General features: G+C 62.1%; 14 protein-coding genes. 10 read left to right on the plus strand and 4 right to left on the minus strand.

Features of this window, described 5'->3' with window-relative positions; all coding sequences use genetic code 11:
• The first annotated feature begins 61 nt into the window (after positions 1 to 61).
• Genes M1D89_RS20005 through manA form a run of 9 tightly spaced genes read left to right on the plus strand, consistent with a single transcriptional unit; the run spans position 62 to position 10,839 of the window.
• On the plus strand, positions 62 to 1,762 hold the full coding sequence (locus M1D89_RS20005; RefSeq protein ID WP_498646292.1) for an ABC transporter substrate-binding protein: 1,701 nt from the start codon (positions 62 to 64) through the stop codon (positions 1,760 to 1,762).
• Positions 1,763 to 1,765: 3 nt separating this feature from the next.
• The gene (locus M1D89_RS20010) at positions 1,766 to 2,755 is read left to right on the plus strand and encodes an ABC transporter permease (protein ID WP_402936545.1); all 990 of its coding nucleotides are present in this window, start codon (positions 1,766 to 1,768) and stop codon (positions 2,753 to 2,755) included.
• A gap of 13 nt (positions 2,756 to 2,768) precedes the next feature.
• Positions 2,769 to 3,764, plus strand: coding sequence for an ABC transporter permease (locus M1D89_RS20015; RefSeq protein WP_402936547.1), 996 nt, complete (start codon positions 2,769 to 2,771; stop codon positions 3,762 to 3,764).
• Positions 3,761 to 4,696: an ABC transporter ATP-binding protein gene (locus M1D89_RS20020; RefSeq protein WP_498646295.1), complete on the plus strand. Its 936-nt coding sequence runs from the start codon at positions 3,761 to 3,763 to the stop codon at positions 4,694 to 4,696. The genes M1D89_RS20015 and M1D89_RS20020 overlap by 4 nt, the downstream gene beginning before the upstream one ends.
• A complete protein-coding gene (locus M1D89_RS20025; protein ID WP_498646297.1) occupies positions 4,693 to 5,607 on the plus strand; it encodes an ABC transporter ATP-binding protein in 915 nt (304 codons plus the stop codon). The genes M1D89_RS20020 and M1D89_RS20025 overlap by 4 nt, the downstream gene beginning before the upstream one ends.
• Positions 5,608 to 5,615: 8 nt before the next feature.
• A complete protein-coding gene (locus M1D89_RS20030; RefSeq protein WP_498646299.1) occupies positions 5,616 to 8,162 on the plus strand; it encodes a glycoside hydrolase family 2 protein in 2,547 nt (848 codons plus the stop codon).
• A 9-nt stretch (positions 8,163 to 8,171) separates the two neighbouring features.
• Entirely contained in the window at positions 8,172 to 8,657 is a 486-nt protein-coding gene (locus tag M1D89_RS20035; RefSeq protein WP_498646302.1) for a glycosyl hydrolase 2 galactose-binding domain-containing protein, read from the plus strand.
• Positions 8,658 to 8,672: 15 nt separating this feature from the next.
• The gene (locus M1D89_RS20040; RefSeq protein ID WP_498646304.1) at positions 8,673 to 9,614 is read left to right on the plus strand and encodes a BadF/BadG/BcrA/BcrD ATPase family protein; all 942 of its coding nucleotides are present in this window, start codon (positions 8,673 to 8,675) and stop codon (positions 9,612 to 9,614) included.
• A gap of 34 nt (positions 9,615 to 9,648) precedes the next feature.
• Entirely contained in the window at positions 9,649 to 10,839 is a 1,191-nt protein-coding gene (gene manA, locus M1D89_RS20045; protein ID WP_498646306.1) for a mannose-6-phosphate isomerase, class I, read from the plus strand.
• 11 nt (positions 10,840 to 10,850) lie between these two features.
• On the opposite strand, the gene M1D89_RS20050 is transcribed toward manA, so the two are convergent.
• Genes M1D89_RS20050 through M1D89_RS20065 form a run of 4 tightly spaced genes read right to left on the minus strand, consistent with a single transcriptional unit; the run spans position 10,851 to position 17,075 of the window.
• Complete coding sequence (locus M1D89_RS20050; RefSeq protein WP_498646308.1) at positions 10,851 to 11,675, minus strand: SDR family NAD(P)-dependent oxidoreductase; 825 nt, start codon at positions 11,673 to 11,675, stop codon at positions 10,851 to 10,853.
• Entirely contained in the window at positions 11,672 to 12,931 is a 1,260-nt protein-coding gene (locus M1D89_RS20055) for a glycoside hydrolase family 1 protein (protein ID WP_498646310.1), read from the minus strand. Before M1D89_RS20055 ends, M1D89_RS20050 begins: the two co-directional genes overlap by 4 nt.
• 51 nt (positions 12,932 to 12,982) lie before the next feature.
• Positions 12,983 to 15,715, minus strand: coding sequence for a family 78 glycoside hydrolase catalytic domain (locus tag M1D89_RS20060; protein WP_498646313.1), 2,733 nt, complete (start codon positions 15,713 to 15,715; stop codon positions 12,983 to 12,985).
• Positions 15,716 to 15,725: 10 nt separating this feature from the next.
• Positions 15,726 to 17,075 (minus strand): MFS transporter, encoded by a 1,350-nt coding sequence (locus M1D89_RS20065; RefSeq protein WP_498646315.1) that lies wholly within the window; start codon positions 17,073 to 17,075, stop codon positions 15,726 to 15,728.
• Between the two features lie 183 nt (positions 17,076 to 17,258).
• On the opposite strand from M1D89_RS20065, the gene M1D89_RS20070 reads away from it, so the two are divergent.
• A complete protein-coding gene (locus tag M1D89_RS20070; protein ID WP_498646317.1) occupies positions 17,259 to 17,885 on the plus strand; it encodes a TetR/AcrR family transcriptional regulator in 627 nt (208 codons plus the stop codon).
• Positions 17,886 to 17,918: the final 33 nt, after the last annotated feature.

Below are 17,918 nucleotides of genomic sequence, written 5' to 3' on the forward strand. Positions count from 1 at the left end.
ATCCACGGCACATAAAACCCCAGCCGGTCACAGCGGTCCGGCTAGATGAAAGGGACCAGAGATGCTCCTCACCTCTCGAAACCGGGCTGCCACCTTCCGGCGCAGCACGCTTGCTTTGGCCGCCGGCGCAACCGCACTCGGCCTTCTCCTCAGTGGTTGCTCAGGCGGCGGAACCACCGCGGCAAACGACTCAACACTGATCGCCTACACCGGCCAAGCCGGCGACTACCAGATCAACTTCAACCCCTTCTCCCCGTCCCAAGTGGCCGGGCCGGGAGCCATCTTCGAGCCGCTCTTTTACCAGAACAAGGCATCAGCAGACGCCAAGCCCGAGCCACTCCTGGGAACGGAATTTGCTTGGAACGCCGCGGGTACGCAGCTATCGGTCACCCTGCGGGAGGGCGTCAAGTGGAGCGATGGCGAAGCTTTCACAGCAGATGACGTAGCTTTCACCTTCAACCTCCTCAAGCAGCACCCTGCACTGAACAGCTTGGGTTTCAAGGGCACCGTGAACGTGGTGGACCAGAACCACATAACGTTCGTTTGGGACACGCCGGCCTTCGTCACCGGACCGGATATCCTTACCCAGGCCGTGATCGTCCCCGAACACATCTGGTCCAAGATCAACCCCGAAACCGACGTCGTGGAAAAGCCGGTGGGGACGGGCGCGTACCAACTGGCGGATTTCAAGCCCCAGGCATTCACCCTCAAGGCCAACCCCACTTACTGGGGTGGGGAACCCGCCGTCAAGAACGTCCGGTACATTGCGCTCTCGGGCAACACCGCCGGCGCCGACGCCATTGCCTCGGGCACTATCGACTGGCAGACGGGTCCCGTTCCGGACATCCAAAACGTGTCCAAGAATTTCCCTAAGTATGAAAAGCAAACAGTCGCCCAGAGCCAGCAGGTCCTGGCTGCCTGCGCCAACGTCCAGCTCGGCTGCACGGGGCCGCAAACGGACCCGGCCGTCCGCAAGGCCCTCTACCTGGCCATCGACCGGACCCAGCTCAACAAGCTGGCCTACGAAAACACGGCCTCACCTATCTCGCCGTCCTTCGCCCTGACAGATACGCAGTCTGAATGGATCTCGACGGCGGTCAAGCCTGCCATCGCGCCGGAAACGGCGGATGCCTCGTCCGCGCAGAAGACCCTGGAGGCAGCCGGCTGGGCCAAGGGCAGCGACGGAATCTACGCCAAGGACGGCCAGAAACTGACTCTGACCGTTGAAGTTGTCACCGGCTGGACCGACTACATCACGGCAATTCAAACCATTTCAGAGCAGGCCAAGGCGGCAGGAATCGACGTTCAGGCTTCACAGTCTTCTTGGAACGAGTGGACTGACAAGCGAACCAAGGGCAAGTTCCAGTTGGCCATCGATTCGCTTTACCAAGGGCCGGCCGCGGATCCGTATTACGTCTACAACTACTTCTTCTCCTCCGCCACCTCCGCACCCGTGGGGCAGTCGGCAGGAACCAACTACTCGCGCTACTCCAACCCCACCGTTGACGCAGCCCTGGAAACAGTCAAGAACCTCCCGTTCGACAACAAGGCAGAACGGCAGCAGCAATTCGACATCATCCAGTCGGCCATCGTTGAGGACATGCCCTACATCCCTGTTGTCACCGGCGGCACCACGAGTATTTGGAACAAGGCAAAGTTCAGTGGGTGGCCGAGCGAGGACAACATGTACGCCTTCCCTGCTGTGTGGTCCCGTCTGGACGCAGCGCAGGTCTTCAAGTCACTCAAGCCTGCCGAAGGCTAAATCGTGAACTACGTCATCCGAAAACTGGGCTTCTACGCCGCTGCCCTGTGGGCGGCGCTGACCCTGAACTTCATCATTCCCAGGCTGCTGCCCGGAAACCCCGTGGACATCCTGCTGGCAAAGCTCCAGCAGCGGGGAGGCAGCATCACCGAAGAAACCCGAAAGTCCTACGCCATCCTCCTGGGCGGCGACGACACCCAGCCCATCCTTGCCCAGTACTGGACCTACCTGGTCAACATCTTCCAAGGTGACCTCGGCGTATCCATCAGCTACTTCCCCGCCAAGGTTACTGATGTGATCGGAGCATCGATGCCCTGGACCGTGATCCTGGTGGGCGTTTCCACCATCATCGCGGCCCTCTTGGGAATCCTGCTCGGAGCTTTGGTTGGCTGGAAGCCAGGCACGTGGTTGGACTCGCTGGTTCCGGCCACCACGCTCCTTGCAGCTGTTCCATACTTCTGGTTGGCCCTGGTCCTGGTGTACATCCTGTCCCGTGGGCTGGGACTGTTCCCCGGGCAGGGTGGCTACAACGTGGTCCTGGACCCCGGCTTCAACGGCCCCTTCATCCTGTCAGCCATAGAACACGCCATCCTCCCGGCACTCACCATCGTCATCGCGTCCCTCGGTGGATGGCTGCTGGGAATGCGCAACATGATGGTCTCCACGTTGTCCGAGGATTACGTCCTTACGGCGCGGGCCAAAGGGCTTCCGGATCGCTGGATCCTCCGTAACTATGCTGCACGCAACGCAGTCCTCCCCTCCGTAGCCGGCTTTGCCATCTCGTTGGGGTTCGTCGTCTCGGGCTCCGTGGTGACCGAACAGGTGTTTTCGTACCCGGGAATCGGATCACGGCTGCTGGCAGCAGTAACCAACAACGATTACGCACTCATGCAGGGCGTGTTCCTCTACATCACCATCGCTGTCCTGGCAGCGAACCTCCTGGTCGACCTCCTCTACAGCCTGGTCGATCCCCGCACACGGGCCAGGGGCTAAGGAGCAGATTCACATGACCAACATTCAATCCATGACAGGGCAGGCCCCAGCCAGTCCAACAGAGGAACTCGCAACCATTTCCCGCGGCCGGGGCCAGCGACCCAAGCCGGCTTGGCGGCTCATGCTCCCCACCCCGACGCCTTGGCTGATCACGGGTCTCATACTGATCGGGTCCATCATAATTTTCGGAGCCATCGGTCCGTTGCTGGTGGGTGACCCCGCAGCCATCAGCAACGTGGGGCTCAGCGGCCCCTCGGCTGAACACTGGCTGGGCACCACTCAAACCGGCCAGGATGTCCTTGCCCAACTTGCCCACGCAACCCGCGGTTCACTGCAGATCGGTTTCCTGGTGGGCGTTCTTGCCACCGTCCTGTCAGCGTTCTTCGGTATCTATGGCGCCTACATCGGTGGCTTCGCCGATGAAGTGTTTTCGCTGCTCTCCAACGTGTTCCTGGTGATCCCCGGCCTCCCGCTGGTCATCGTCATTTCCGGCTTTGTTCCCCGCGAAAGCCGAGGGCTCTGGACCATTGCCGTGGTGCTGGCGTTGACCAGTTGGGCAGCGTCGGCCCGCGTGCTGCGGGCGCAAACACTGTCCGTGCGGAACAGGGACTATGTTGCGGCTTCCCGGGTGTCCGGCGAGCGCGCCTGGCGGGTCATCGCCGTCGAGATCCTCCCGAATCTCCTGCCGGTGCTGGCTTCCCAGTTCGTGTTCGCGGTGATTGCCGCGATCCTTGGCGAAGCCGGATTGTCCTTCCTGGGACTGGGCGCATCCAGCTCCTCCACTCTCGGAACCATGCTGTTCTACGCGCAGAACGGCTTCGCCCTGCCGCTGGGAGCGTGGTGGTGGTTCCTGCCGCCGGGCCTGATGATCGCTTTGTTCGGCATGGGACTCTCGCTGATCAACTTCTCCATTGACGAGATCATCAATCCGAAGCTCAAGAACGCCCGCTTGGTCCGTAAACGCGCACGCCAAGCGGCCCGGCTCCAGAAGAAAGCAGTGACGTCATGAGCGCAGATCTCTCCCTGGACCACGCACCCGAACTGACGTCCCACGAGCCTGTCCTGACGGTTAGGGACCTGAGTGTCGTGTATGAGACGGAGCATCCTGTGCCTGCGGTCAAGAACGCAAACTTCCAGCTTGGCCGCGGCGAGATCCTGGGCCTTGCTGGGGAATCGGGCTGCGGAAAAACCACTCTGGCCTATGCCATCAACCGCCTGCATCAGCCGCCGGCCCGCATTTCGGCCGGCCAGGTAACCTTCCACGATCGCGACGGCCAGGACATCGACCTCCTTGCCTTGGAGGACGAGGCCCTCCGCCGCTTCCGCTGGTCCAAGCTGTCCATGGTCTTCCAAGGTGCCATGAACGCCCTGAACCCAGTCCGCACTATTGGCGATCAATTGGATGACACCTTGCGGGCGCATAACCAAGACCTCCGGAAGGCAGCCCGCCAAGACCGGTGCGCAGAGGTCCTCACGCTTGTAGGTGTAGACCCCAAGCGCCTGCGTTCATACCCGCATGAGCTGTCAGGTGGAATGCGCCAACGGGTGATGATCGCCATGGCCATGCTGCTGGAACCACAGGTCATGATCATGGACGAACCCACCACAGCCCTTGACGTGGTGGTTCAGCGGGACATCCTCCGGGAAATCGTGCGGCTGAAGGAAGAACTAAACTTTGCCGTCATCTTCATCACCCATGACCTTCCGTTGCTCTTGGAAATCAGTGACCGAATCGCAGTGATGCTTCGGGGAGAAATTGTGGAACTGGACACGGCCGAGGCCCTTTACCGTTCCGCCTCCCACCCTTACACGCGCAAGCTGCTCGCCTCATTTCCCAGCCTTAGCGGTGGCAGAGGAGCATTTATCCGTTCCGGCGACGACGCAGACTTTGATCGGGACAACGGCTTCCGCGAGGACCACGACTTTGAGGAGCAGCCATGACGTCTGTCTCGGTGACCAACCTGACCAAGGACTACGCACTGCGGGAAGGCATCCGACGGCGGAACCTGAGGGCGGTGGATCGCGTCAGCTTCGATCTGTTGCCGGGCAAAACGGTGGCCCTCGTAGGAGAATCAGGATCGGGTAAGTCAACAATCGCCAAGCTGCTCACAAAGATGGAGAAACCGTCCTCCGGGACCGTCTCCGTGCAGCTGGACGACAAGACGCCGGTACTTGGATCGGTCTATCGCCGGCATGTTCAGATGGTGTTCCAGGACCCGTTTGCGTCGTTGAATCCGTTCCATTCGATCGAGCACCATATTGCCCGCCCGCTGAGGATCCACGGCAGGACGCGGACGGCCGCCGAAACGCATCACCGTGTCCTGGAAATGCTGGAACGCGTCAATCTGACCCCTGCGGAGGTCATTGCCGCCAAGCGTCCCCATGAGCTTTCAGGAGGACAACGCCAACGCGTCGCCATCGCCCGGGCGCTGGCCCCGGGGGCCCAAGTGCTGATAGCCGATGAGCCGGTTTCCATGCTGGACGTGTCCATCCGTTTGGGCGTATTGAATCTCCTGGGCAGGCTGCAGCGGGAGGACAATCTTGCCGTTCTCTACATCACGCATGACCTTGCCACCGCCCGGCACTTCTCCGACGAAATCCTGGTCCTTTACCGGGGAAGAGTGGTGGAGCGTGGGCCATCGGATGATGTCATCCTCAATCCGCAACACCCCTATACCCAGCTTTTGGCCCAGGCTGCCCCTGATCCGGAACGACTCGGGAAGGTGGCCGCCAGCGAGCTTCCCCCGGATCGCGACGCCATAGACAACACTGTGTGCTTCAACCACTTCAGCAATCGGTGGGTGCACATGGATGAAATCAGCGCAGACCTTTCAACTCTCGAACACCGCTAGGACAGACAATGATCTCCACACCTTTGAACGCAGGATGGACCGTATCGCCCATTGCCGGCCCGGTACCCGCCAAAATTCCGGCACGCATCCCGGCCGAAGTCCCCGGTTCAGCACACACTGACCTGCTCCGTGCCGGGCTCATCCCGGATCCCTATTTGGATGACAACGAAAAGAAGCTGCAGTGGATGCACCACGTCGACTGGCGCTACGAACTCCCCCTGACGCTGCCTGTTCCGGCTCCGGAAGAACGCGTTGACCTGGTCTTCGACGGCGTGGACACCGTCAGCAGCATTGCCCTGGGGATGCACGAGCTGGGACGCACGGCCAACATGCACCGTTCCTACAGGTTCGATTGCCGCGCGGCCGCCGATGGCACCCTCCTCGATGGCAATCAGCAAACGCTTTCGGTCACCCTGCGATCAGCCACTGCCTATGCCGAGGAACTCCGATCCCGCCTGGGTGATCGGCCGAGCGCTTACCACCCGGTGCCTTTCAACTTCGTCAGGAAAATGGCGTGCAGCTTCGGCTGGGACTGGGGCCCGGACCTGCGGACGGCAGGGTTGTGGAAGGAAGCCAGGATCGAGCGGTGGTCCGTGGCGCGGCTCGCCCAGGTCACTCCGTTGGTGACGGTCACCGCCGAGGGCACCGGGCACGTGGAGCTTCGAATTTCTGTTGAGCGTTCGGGCTTGGGCCAAGCAGGCCCACTCACCTTGGCTGCCACCGTGCTGGGGCAGGCAGTCACAGCGCAGCTCCCTGCTGATAGTGACGCAACGGTCATTACCTTGGACGTGCCCAACGCTCCGCTATGGTGGCCTGCCGGTTACGGCGAGCAGCCGCTGGCGTCCCTGCAGCTCATCCTGCAAGGACCCGACGGCGAAGAACTGGATGCCTGGGAACGGCGGACCGGTTTCCGCACAGTGCAGGTGGACACCAAGGAGGACGACAACGGAACGGCGTTCACGCTCCTGGTCAACGGGCAAGCTGTTTTTGTTAAGGGCGCCAATTGGATCCCGGATGACCACTTGCTGACGCGGATCACCCGCGACCGGATCAACCGCCGGCTGGATCAGGCCCTCGGCGCCAACATGAACCTCCTGCGCGTATGGGGTGGAGGCATCTACGAAACCGAGGACTTCTACTCGGCATGTGATGAGCGCGGAATCCTGGTGTGGCAGGACTTCCTGCTTGCCTGCGCCGCCTACCCCGAAGAGTCACCGCTCTGGGAGGAGATCGAGGCTGAGGCACGTGAAAACGTTGTGCGGCTCGCTCCCCACCCCTCCTTGGTGATCTGGAATGGCGGGAACGAGAACGTGTGGGGACACGAGGACTGGGGTTGGAAGGAAGATCTGGCAGGCCGCAGCTGGGGTGCCGGCTATGCCCACGAACTCCTTAGTGCCATAGTGGCCGAACTCGATCCCACACGCCCCTACTGCGATAACAGCCCCTATTCCCCCGGTCGCAAAGCGGAGGACGTCCACCCGAACCATCCGGACCACGGAACTCATCACCAGTGGGAAGTCTGGAACAGGATTGACTACTCCCAGTACCGAAGCGAAGTGCCCAGGTTCTGTTCGGAATTCGGCTTCCAGGGTCCGCCAACCTGGCGCACACTGAGCGACTTTGTGCACGCGAACGACGGCGGACCGCTGGCTGACGCTGTAGACCCCAAGGAAGACCCGGTCTTCCTGGTGCACCAAAAAGCTGATGACGGAAACGGCAAGCTCGACCGCGGCCTCGCCCCTCATCTAGGCATCCCTACTGACTTCCAGGACTGGCACTGGGCTACCCAGCTCAATCAGGCCCGGGCGGTCCGTTACGCGATCGAGCACTACCGCTCCTGGTGGCCCCGCACCGCCGGTGCAATCGTATGGCAGCTCAACGACTGTTGGCCCGTGACCTCGTGGGCAGCCGTGGACTCCGAGGAACGACCCAAGCCGCTCTGGCACGCCCTCCGCCTTGCCTACGCGCCGCGGATCATTTCCCTTGGTGACCGGGACGGGCAGCTGTCGGTGTCATTGGTGAACGACACGGAGCAGCCCTGGGCCGGACCGCTTACCTTCTCCTTGCAGACTCTTGAAGGCGAGGTCCGGAACCACCACGAAGAACAGATCGAGGTCCCCGCCCGCGGTGTCCTCACCTTGCCGGTTGGGCAGGCACTCCAGACACCGCAGGACCCGTCCAACGAAGCGTTGATCGTGGGCATGGGGACAGAACTGACCGTTCACACTTTCGTGGAGGACATCGACCTGCAACTCAACCCTGCCCCGTTGGACGCCTCGGCCAACGCCGTGGCCGGTGGTTATGAAGTCACCGTGAAGGCTCACTCGCTGGTCCGCGACATCACCGTCCACGTAGACCGCGTGGATCCGGCGGCCAGCATTGATCACGCCCTGGTCAGTTTGCCTGCGGGAGCGGAATGGACCTTCAAGGTAAGTTCCGACGTCGAAGGTTTGGACCCGGCAGAGTTCATCTCCCCGGCAGTGCTGCGGACGGCCAACGATTTGCGGGCCGTACCCACCCAGGTTCTCGCCTCAACTGTTTCAACCACCGCATAGAGGCCAACCATGACACATCAATTCAGGGCAGAACTCACAACGGGCGCCCGCAACCGGGCACTCAGCTCCGGATGGCACATGCGCCTCGTTGAGGGACCAGCGCCCCGCGGTGTATCGGGGCAATTGATCCCTGCGTCGCGGCCTGGGGCCATCTCCCAGGACCTCACATCCGTGGGGCTCCTGTCCGGGGCAGCTGAGTCGGGAGCTTCCGGGTCGGTTCAATCTGCGGATTGGGTGGCGCGCTGTGGATGGGAATACAGCGTGGACTTCCCCTGGCGTTCGTCAGGGGAAGGCAGGGCCAAGCTGATCTTCCACGGCCTTGCCCCTACTGCTTCGGCAAGCATCAACGGTCATGCCCTGCAGCCCGGCCCCGGCCAGGAACCGGCATTCCACGACGTTGGCGCATTGCTCCTGAACGGCATCAATACCCTCAAAATCACCCTCACTCCGGAAGCTCCGCCCGTGCCCGCGGGTGTGAACACCCCCACCAGCTGACCGAAAGCAACTCCTGTGATCTCTCCTTCCACCGTCGTCGCCATTGACGGCGGTCAGTCTTCCATCCGCGCCAGGCTCCTGGCCGGGACAATCACCGAGTTGGAGCGGGAATTTCCGCCGCTCCTTACCAGCGCACCGCTCATGCCCCAGCTCGAACGCGTTATCCGCTCGGTCCTCACCAACCAACCGCGACAACGAGTACACGTTGCCGCGGCGCTTTCCGGGCTCACTCCGGATAACGCCGACGCCGTGGGAGTCTTACGGGCCTGCGAAGATCTAGGCGTCACGGCGATCCGCTTGGCACACGACTCCATCTCGGGTTACCTCGGCTGCCTCGGCGGGCGCGGTGGAGCAGCGTTGGCTGCTGGCACCGGCGTCGTGACCCTCGCTACCGGCCCGGCCGGGTACTCGCGTGTGGACGGCTGGGGGAACATCATGGGCGACGCCGGAAGCGGGTACTGGATCGGTCGGGTCGGCCTGGACGCCGCCATGCGGGCACATGACGGCCGTGGCCGTCGCACCGCGATCCTGGACATCCTTCGCCGTGACTTTCCCGACGTCGAGACGGCGTACATCGACATCCAGTCCAATCCCGAACGAATCTCCTTTGTCGCTTCGTATGCCCGGGCCATCATCGATCTCTCGGATCACGACGAAGTCTCGGCCCGGATTGTTGGTCATGCTACCGATGAGCTGGCTCTCTCCGTAGGAGCCAGCCTGCGCAATACGGGATGGGCCGTGGAGGACAGTCCTGCCATTAGTTGGGTGGGGAAGATCCTGTCCAACCCCAAGGTTGCTTTGCCCCTGAAACACAAACTTGAACAGGCCTGGCCGTCTGCGGAGATCCTTGCACCCTTGGGTGGCCCCTTGGACGGGGTTGCCCAGCTCGCCATGCTGCCTCCGGACCACCCGCTTCACCCACAGTTACATTCGGCATCTCTTCAGGGCTTGTCGTAACCGCCCCCACCCACTCATCCATAAGGACCATAAAGTGCATTTACTGACCGGCGCCCGGCGCTCCTATGACTGGGGTTCCACCACGTCCATGCCCGAATTTCTGGGCACGGATTCCGATGGCAAACCCTTTGCTGAGCTGTGGCTGGGAGCGCATCCAACGGGGCCGTCAACCATCATCGGGCCCACGGGAAACGAGGGCTTGGATGAGTGGGTGGCCCGGGACCGCCTCGGCAATCTCGGGCAAAGGGTTGATGCCGCTTTCGGACGCCTGCCGTATCTTGTGAAGCTCTTGGCACCCGCCAAGCCCTTGTCCATCCAGGTGCACCCCACCCGCGGGCTGGCCGCGAAGGGTTTCCTGGAGGAGGAACGGCAGGGCATTCCTTTGGATGCTCCCCACCGCACCTTCAAGGACATGAACAACAAGCCAGAGATGGTTTACGCCATCTCAAATTTCGACGGATTGGCAGGATTCCGTCCGCGGCAGGAGATAGCCCGGCTCCTTGAGGAACTCGCCGGACCGCTGGAACCTGCACGAGCTCGCCTCAGCACCACACCAGGTGAACATGGCATGAGGCTGATGTTGGAGATACTGGTGGGATTGCCCCCGGAGGACATCCAGACGGTGCTGGAAATTGCTGCGTCACTAGCCTTGCTTCATCCACATCCTGTGGTTCGGGCAGCCTGTGCCACCGTGCGCGAATTGGCCAACGCCTACCCCGGCGATGTTGGTGCCGTGGTTTCCTTGGTCCTGAACAGGGTGCACCTCGCACCCGGCGAGTCGATGTTCCTCGCTGACGGAGTACCGCACGCCTATTTGGGTGGATTTGGCCTCGAGGTCATGGCCAACTCCGACAACGTCCTCAGGCTGGGCCTGACAAGCAAGCACATTGATGTCGAGGCCATGTTGGGGGCGGTGGATTTCTCCTCCAGCGGCTTCGATGTCACCTCTGCACCAAAAGATGCCGCTACCCACACCTTCCGACCCCCCGTCCCCGATTTCGCATTGAGCATCGCCCATCCCGGGAAGACGGCCGAATGCCGCACCACTTTGCCGGGAGACGGTCCCCGCATCCTGGTGTGCCTCGATGGCAACGTGACAGTAGAAACGCGGTCCTCCGCCGGTACCTGCGCCCTGACCAAGGGGCAGTCACTCTTCGTTGCAGCAGCCGAAGGCAGTATCAGGGTTGAAGGCCCGGGCACTATCGCCCAGGCCTTCGTTCCCTGAATGTGGTGTCCTCAGATGGTCTTGCCGGCATCCGCCAGAAGCGTGCTGCCTGTCATGATCGTTGACAAATCACTGGCGCAGAACAGCACTACGCGTGCAATGTCGTCCGGTGTTCCCAGCCGCCCCATGAGGCTGCCGGCCATGACTCCGGCGGCCCCGGAGTCCGGCGTCGGACCAGAGTCCCCGGCTCGTAGCGTGGCGGCAGCCGCCAAGGTGCCCTCAGTGGGTACGAAGGTGGGGGCGACTCCCAGCACCCTGATTCCCAAGGGTGCAAACTCAAGCGCCATCTGCTTGGTCATACCGCGAACAGCGTGCTTGGACCCCACGTAGGAGGCAAGGCCCGGGGCCGTTCCCTCAAAACCGGCCGTGGAGACGATGTTGATGATCACCCCGCCACCGGCCATGTGGCGTGCGGCCTCGCGGGAACCGTTGAATACCCCTCGGGTGTTGACGGCGAACACGTTCTCCCACTCTTCGTCCTGAGTATCCAGGACCGGTGTGCTGGGAAAAATGCCCGCATTATTGACCCAGATATCGATGCCTCCCAGTTCAGCAACGGCAGCTGAAGCGGCAGTGCGCACGGATTCCGAACTAGCCACGTCCATGTCGACTCCGTAGGAACGGACCGGGAAACGTGCAGCGATCTCCTCCGCAGCTTCCCGCGCCCGTTCGCCGTCGAGGTCTCCGATAAGAACGTCCGCCCCTGCTTCGGCCAGGCGCAACGCGATCGCTTTGCCCAGTCCTTGGGCAGCGCCGGTGATGACAGCCCTGCGTCCAGCGAGGGAAAGCAGGTCCCTGACAGGGATCAGTGAGGCATCAGCAAAGGCCGTGCTCATACGGTCGCCGCCGCATTGACCTGATGTGGCGGGGTGAGCTGATTGGCTTGGGCTACACTTCCCAGCCAGGCGAGGCTCGGCTTGGGTGTGCGGACAAAGGTCTCCCGGTCCACAGCGATCAGGCCGAACGTAGGCTCCCAGTGGCCCCACTCGAAGTTGTCCAGCAAGGACCAGTGGAGATAGCCGCGGACGTCGATGCCGTCAGTCATTGCCTGATGCAGACCTTGCAGCGCCTCTGTGGTGTAACGGATCCGCTGGTCGTCGTCGGCCGTCGCGATGCCGTTTTCGGTGACCATCACCGGCACACCCCCTGTCACCGCCCACGCATGACGTACCGCCATGGCGAGCGCATCGGGGCGGTAGGAGGTTCCGACCAGGGTGTTGTCCGGGAGGACCGGGTGGGGCACCAGTCCATTGGCATCCACTTCCTGACTTGAATAGGCCTGCACGCCAACAAAGTCATCGCCGCGGCTGCCTTCCCAATAGACGTCTTCCTTGCCGTAGCGGATCTCAAGAAGCTTCTCTTCGCCACCCGGAGCGGCAGTGAGCGCCCCTGCGGCGATGGTCCAACCGACCTTCGCTTTGGTGCGGGCACGGATGATGTCCCGCGCAGCATGGTGAATGGCTGTGAACGCCCGCCCGATCTCGGGATCTGCATAGGTGAGGAAGTCGCTGTGCGTCTGCTTCTTTTCCTCGCCACCTTCAACACCTTCCACAGTGGGGCTTTGCCACTCGGCGCCTTGGCTCTGCTGCATGCGGCGCATGGCCGTCATGATGGCGGCCTGCATATTGGGTTCGTTCATGGTGACAACCCATTCCACGCCGTCCAGGATGGTGGTGGCCTCCGTGACGTACCGCTGGAACTTTTCCGAAGCGTCCTCAGCCAACCAGCCGCCGTCGTTCGCGAACCACTGCGGCGTGGTGAAGTGCTGCAAGGTGACCACCGGGGTGACGTTCCGGGCGAAGCAATGCTCGATCATTCGGCGGTAATGGGCAAGCTCGGCCCTGGAGAAGGCACCGGGCGCAGGTTCAATGCGTGACCACTCAAGGCTGAAGCGGTAGGAGCCCAGGCCGGCGTCGGCCAGGAGATCGATGTCTTCGCGGTAGCGGTGGTAGCTGTCGCAGGCGTCTCCCGAGAGCTCCATGCCCGGCATGGTCAGTTCGCGTGCCCACCAATCGCTGTTGACGTTGTTGCCTTCGATCTGGTGGCCGGCGGTTGCCGCACCCCAGAGAAAGTTCTCAGGGAAAGTGGTCATGAGGATCCTCATCTTTCGTAAGTCAGTGTGTTTGCTGTTGGGCGGACCAGGTCAGACGACCGGAACAGCCAGGGGGTCGTGCGCGGTAAGGTGCGCGGTGGCCCGGAAACGACCCGGTCCTGCCCGGTGTTCGGAGCCGTCCGGAAAGACAATGCGCGCTTCTGTTTCGGCCGGGATGTCGGCATCGATCCGCAGGTCGTCGCCGTCGAGCTGCCAGTGGACACGGATGGTGCCATGCGGGGACTCGTGCGTTCCCTTCGCCCACGTGATACCCGGGGCCAGCGTCGGGGCGATCACGATGGAGCGCCACGCGACTGATCCCGGCGCCTGCCTCAGTCCCAGTGTGTGCTCGTGCAGGAACTTGAGGACTGTGGCTTTGCTGTAGTGGTTGAGGGAATCGTGAGCGTGTCCGTGCTCGTCCAGCCCTTCCCACGACTCCCAAATGGTTGTGGCACCTTTGTCCACCATGGATAGCCAGGAAGGCGCCGTGCGCTGAAAAAGGAGCTCGTAAGCAACATCGGCCCTCCCCGCCTCGACGAGGACTGGCAGCAGGTCGCCCGTGGACAGGAAGCCCGTACCGAGGTGGGTTCCTGCCGCGCGGATCAGCTCAACCAGCCGGTCCGCGGCCTGCTGGCGCCGCTCTGTAGGAAGCAATCCGAAGGACAACGCCCTGACGTAGCTGGCCTGGGTATCGGCCGCCGTAGTTCCGTCTTCCCGAAGGTACGCCAGACGCCAGGCATCACGTACTGACTCTGCGATGTTTGCGTACTTTGCTGCGTCCTCCGTCCGTCCCAGAACCTCAGCGATGCAGCCAAGAGTCGCGGACGACCGGTACAGGTAAGCGGTGCCAACCTCTCCCTTGTCTTCCATGAACCAGACCATGGGGTTGTCCTGGACGGGGTCAATCAGGCGCCCCTCGGCGTCGCGCTTTTTGGGCTCAGTCCATTCGCCCCAGTGGAAGGTCCCGTCCCACAGATATTCCTCGTAGGGCTCGGGGGTAAGTGACGCTTTCACGCGTTCGTGATGGCGGGTTGTCCGCGCCATCTCCAGGGACCACTGGACCCACCGGACCATGGCGTCCCAGTTTTCGACAAGAACCGCTTCATCTCCATAGGCCTCGTACAGCTCCCAAGGAACAGCGACTACGGCGTCTCCCCACCCGGCGGAACCGGTCATCATGGCGAACTGGTCATCCAGATGATTCTTGATTTGGCGGCCATCGGGAGAAAAGTTTGCGATGCGCCCGTCATCGAGCTGGTCATCCCGAACGGACTGCAACCACTTGCGACTGAAACCCAGCACGTCCCGCAGCCGGGTAGCTGTGGAAATAAACACCTGGTAATCGCCGGTCCATGCCAGGCGCTCACGCGTGGGGCAATCTGTGGGGACATCCACCGCGTTACCCAGGAAGCTCCACTCCCCGATCCTATGCAGGGCATTGAGGTCCTCGTCGCTGCAGGAAAATTCACCGGCCCGCAGCAGGTCGCTGTGGACAACCTGCATGGTGATGGCGGCAGGACTTAGCGGTGTGGGGTCCTCCCTCGTGATGCGGGCGTACTGGAACCCGTGGACAGTGTGCCGTGGTTCAAACACAGCATCTTCAGCTCCGGCTATAACTTCATCCCGTTGCGAAAAGATCCGTGCTGGCTCACCCGGCCGATGCGAGTCAAGGTGTGAGGTTGACAGGTCCCTGTCGGGGCCAAGATGTTCGCCATATTCGATGACGGTGCGAGCACCCGCGCCTCCGGAAACTTCGAGCCGGATCCAGCCGGAAGCGTTCTGGCCAAAGTCGGCTATCCACACACCGGGGCGCAGTTCATGAAGACTGTACGGTGGACGCGACTGGATCACCCTGACCGGTGGAGCGGGCGACCACTCGATTCCCGGAGCGGTAACCCGGTTTACCAACACCTTGGACGGCGCCACGGACGGAACCGTAAGGTCCACCGTTTGCCCTTCCATCAGGTCCGCACGGGTAGTGGAGGAAGGTGCGCTGGTCCACGTGTCGTCCGTGCCAATCACCCGGTGGGATCGATCGGCGAATTCGATGTGCAGCTCGGCCCGGGCTCCCAGCTGTGTTCCCCATTGGGCGGGATGCCGGAACGCTCCCACCTGTCCCCGGTACCAGCCATCCGAAAGCTCGATCTCCGCCCTGTTGCGGCCCGCTCGGATCAAGGGCGTCACGTCTGCCGCTTGGGCGTAGAGAGTACTGTCGTACGACGTCGACCCGGGCGAAAGTTCCGCTGTACCGGCCCGCTGACCATTGATCGTGGCAGTGTAAACACCCAACGCTGTGGCGTAGAGTCGGGCCGAGACCACAGCAGGGGCGGTTGTCACGTCCGTTCCGCCGGCAGCAAGGTCAAACTCCGTAGCAAGCACGTGCGCCGGACGCTGGCCGTATGGCTTGTCCTCCCCTTCCACCGGCGAAACCCACAAGGCCGTCCAGTCGTCGTCGAAAAGTCCCGCCTCAAAAGAGGACCACGCTGACCAAGCGGCCGCTGGTTCCGCTACGCGAACCCGCCAGGTCACCTGCTGCCTGCTGCGCAGTTCAGCCCAAGGCCAAGGCGCATAGAGGCGACCAGTGGCAGTCGCAAGTGGCTGCGCCACGCCGTCGACCGTTGCTTCCAGTTGGTAGGCAACAGCCGATATTCCGGGGGCTATTTTCCAAGACAAGCGCGGGGCAGGTCCCGTGACGGGAAACTGGTCACCGCCACTATCCACCGCGAGCCCGAAAGGCATGGTGTCCATAGTGATTCCTTCTTCCTTCTTCAATGCTGTTTCCATCGGCGCATCCCTACCGGACGGACTTGACCTTGAGGGCGATGACCAGCCCGCCAAGCAGTGCCAGGACAGCGCCGGCCAGATAGAGGAAGGTGTAGTTCTTATCGGTTCCCGTGATGCCAATGGTGATGATGACCGAGGCGATCAGGGGCGCCACTGCACTGGGGATCTTCTGCGCGAAGGCCACTACCGCCATGTAGCGGGCAGTTTCCGTGCGGTTGGGCAGGATGGCGAAGATGATGGCTTGGTCAACGGTGGCAAACACGGCGATGGCAGTCTGCATGAGGACCGCACCGATGATCAGCTGGGGCAATGACCAGGCGAAGGCCTCAGCCAAAGCACCGGCCACGAAGATCAGGGCAGCGATGATGACGAACAGCCTGCGCCGCCGGAGCTTGTCGGAGAGGAAGCCGCCGAGCAGGGCACCCGCTGCTGCTGCCACGACGCCCAGCATCCCTATGGTCGCTACAACTCCGGCGACCTCCCGGACGGGGAGTCCAAGGCGCTGTGCGTAGAAGAACGTGCCGAAGGTGGTGTTGAAGTACAGGCCCATGAAGAAGACAAAGCGGCCCAACCAGTTCCACGCAAAATCGGGGTATCTCCGGACACTGAAACCGTAGCTGGCAACCACAGAACGGAAGGTCACCTGCGAATCAACCACCACATTCTTGGAGCTACCCTCCGGCTTGATAAGCGGGAAAAGCGCCAAAAGCACGGCGCCGATGACGCCCGGAACCACAAAGACCAGGAGGGTGTTCGAGGAGACAGCGTAGGCAACACCAATGCCCAGGACGGGCGCAATCTGGGTCATGAGTCCCGTCAGGGCCGAAACCCGTCCGCGCTGCGCTTCCGGCAGTTTGTCCGCCATCAGGTTCTGGATGGCAGCGCCGGAGATCGACCAACCGGACATGCCAAGGATCCATCCGGCCCCTACTATCAGTAGGTTGGGCGCCAGACCCATGACTACCAAGCCAGCCAGGCCGATGGCCGTACCCAGGAAGATAAAGGGGCTGCGGCGGCCAAAGCGGGACCTCGTCCGGTCACTCCAGATCCCGACGATCGGACTGATGATCAGGTAGACCAGCTGCGCTATGCCCGTGATGAAGCCCAGTACCTGTTCCTGGCCCGGAGCGAGTTCGGTGATCCTGACGGCGATGCCGTAGGAAAGCGGGACCATCATGGCAATGGAGGCTCCGAAACTGGCAAGCATCAGCCAAAAGATGTAACTCCTGCTGACGGGACTTTGGGGTTCCTCCAACAGATGAGTGCTTGGATCCGTGGTTGAGGGCTGGTTGCCGGGGACCGGTTGGGCGGCGGCAACGCCCCCGGCGAGGCTGGGGGCCTCGTGATTGTTCGTAGTCACCAATGACTCCTTCAAGAAAGTGGTCGCCCCGCTGGTGGCATCTCCAGCATGGCCCTGCGACGATATCGTCGAACCAAGTAAAGAGTAACCACTATGGTTACTATTCGTGAATAGTAGTCACGGTGGTTACAATTGACAATACCCCCGGAGAAATTGCCGCAGTTAGGAAAGAAGGTTGGCGCAGTGACCACAACTACCGAGCAGGCAACCGGGACAAAACAAGCGTCCCGCCGTCGCGGACCTTACGCCACCACTCCCGCCAGGCGGGCTGAAATAGTCCGGGCCGCGTCGGCCAGCTTTGCTGAGCATGGCTACGAACGGGCCAGCCTCAGGGACATCGCCGCCCGCGCCAGCGTCACCCACGCCGCACTCCTGCGCCACTTCGCCACCAAGGACGAGCTCCTGCTAGCCGCCCTGGCACAGCGGGACCTCGACGACGCCGAACTCGCCAACCGCATCCTTGAATCAAAAGTTCCCCGCGAAAAAGTGCTGAGCAGCATCCTCCAGGAAGAGTTCGCACACCCGGAGCATCTCCGGAACTGGCTGGCCATCACCATCGCCGCTACCAACCCCAACCACCCGGCGCACGACTTCTTCATTTCCCGGCGCGCTAAGATGCGCGAACACTTCACCAGCAAGAAGCTGGCCACCACCGAAGACAGCCAGGAACTGAGCGCCGACGACAAAGTCACCATGGTGATGGCCATGGTGGACGGCCTCCGTATCCAGTTCCTCCTGGACCCCGAACGCGAAACGCTCCACCTCATGGACACACTGATGCGGTTCATCGCCTCTCCGGACGGGGCCTAGGACCTCCGCCCATCACAAAAGGTAACCACCCGC

It is taken from the genome of Arthrobacter sp. D3-18 (assembly GCF_054408525.1).

Excerpts from the sequence above, each read along its gene's own strand:
- M1D89_RS20005 (WP_498646292.1), top strand. The coding sequence starts at position 62 with ATGCTCCTCACCTCTCGAAACCGGGCTGCCACCTTCCGGCGCAGCACG.
- M1D89_RS20015 (WP_402936547.1), top strand. The coding sequence starts at position 2,769 with ATGACCAACATTCAATCCATGACAGGGCAGGCCCCAGCCAGTCCAACA.
- M1D89_RS20020 (WP_498646295.1), top strand. The coding sequence starts at position 3,761 with ATGAGCGCAGATCTCTCCCTGGACCACGCACCCGAACTGACGTCCCAC.
- M1D89_RS20025 (WP_498646297.1), top strand. The coding sequence starts at position 4,693 with ATGACGTCTGTCTCGGTGACCAACCTGACCAAGGACTACGCACTGCGG.
- M1D89_RS20030 (WP_498646299.1), top strand. The coding sequence starts at position 5,616 with ATGATCTCCACACCTTTGAACGCAGGATGGACCGTATCGCCCATTGCC.
- M1D89_RS20035 (WP_498646302.1), top strand. The coding sequence starts at position 8,172 with ATGACACATCAATTCAGGGCAGAACTCACAACGGGCGCCCGCAACCGG.
- M1D89_RS20050 (WP_498646308.1), bottom strand. The coding sequence starts at position 11,675 with ATGAGCACGGCCTTTGCTGATGCCTCACTGATCCCTGTCAGGGACCTG.
- M1D89_RS20055 (WP_498646310.1), bottom strand. The coding sequence starts at position 12,931 with ATGACCACTTTCCCTGAGAACTTTCTCTGGGGTGCGGCAACCGCCGGC.
- M1D89_RS20060 (WP_498646313.1), bottom strand. The coding sequence starts at position 15,715 with ATGGAAACAGCATTGAAGAAGGAAGAAGGAATCACTATGGACACCATG.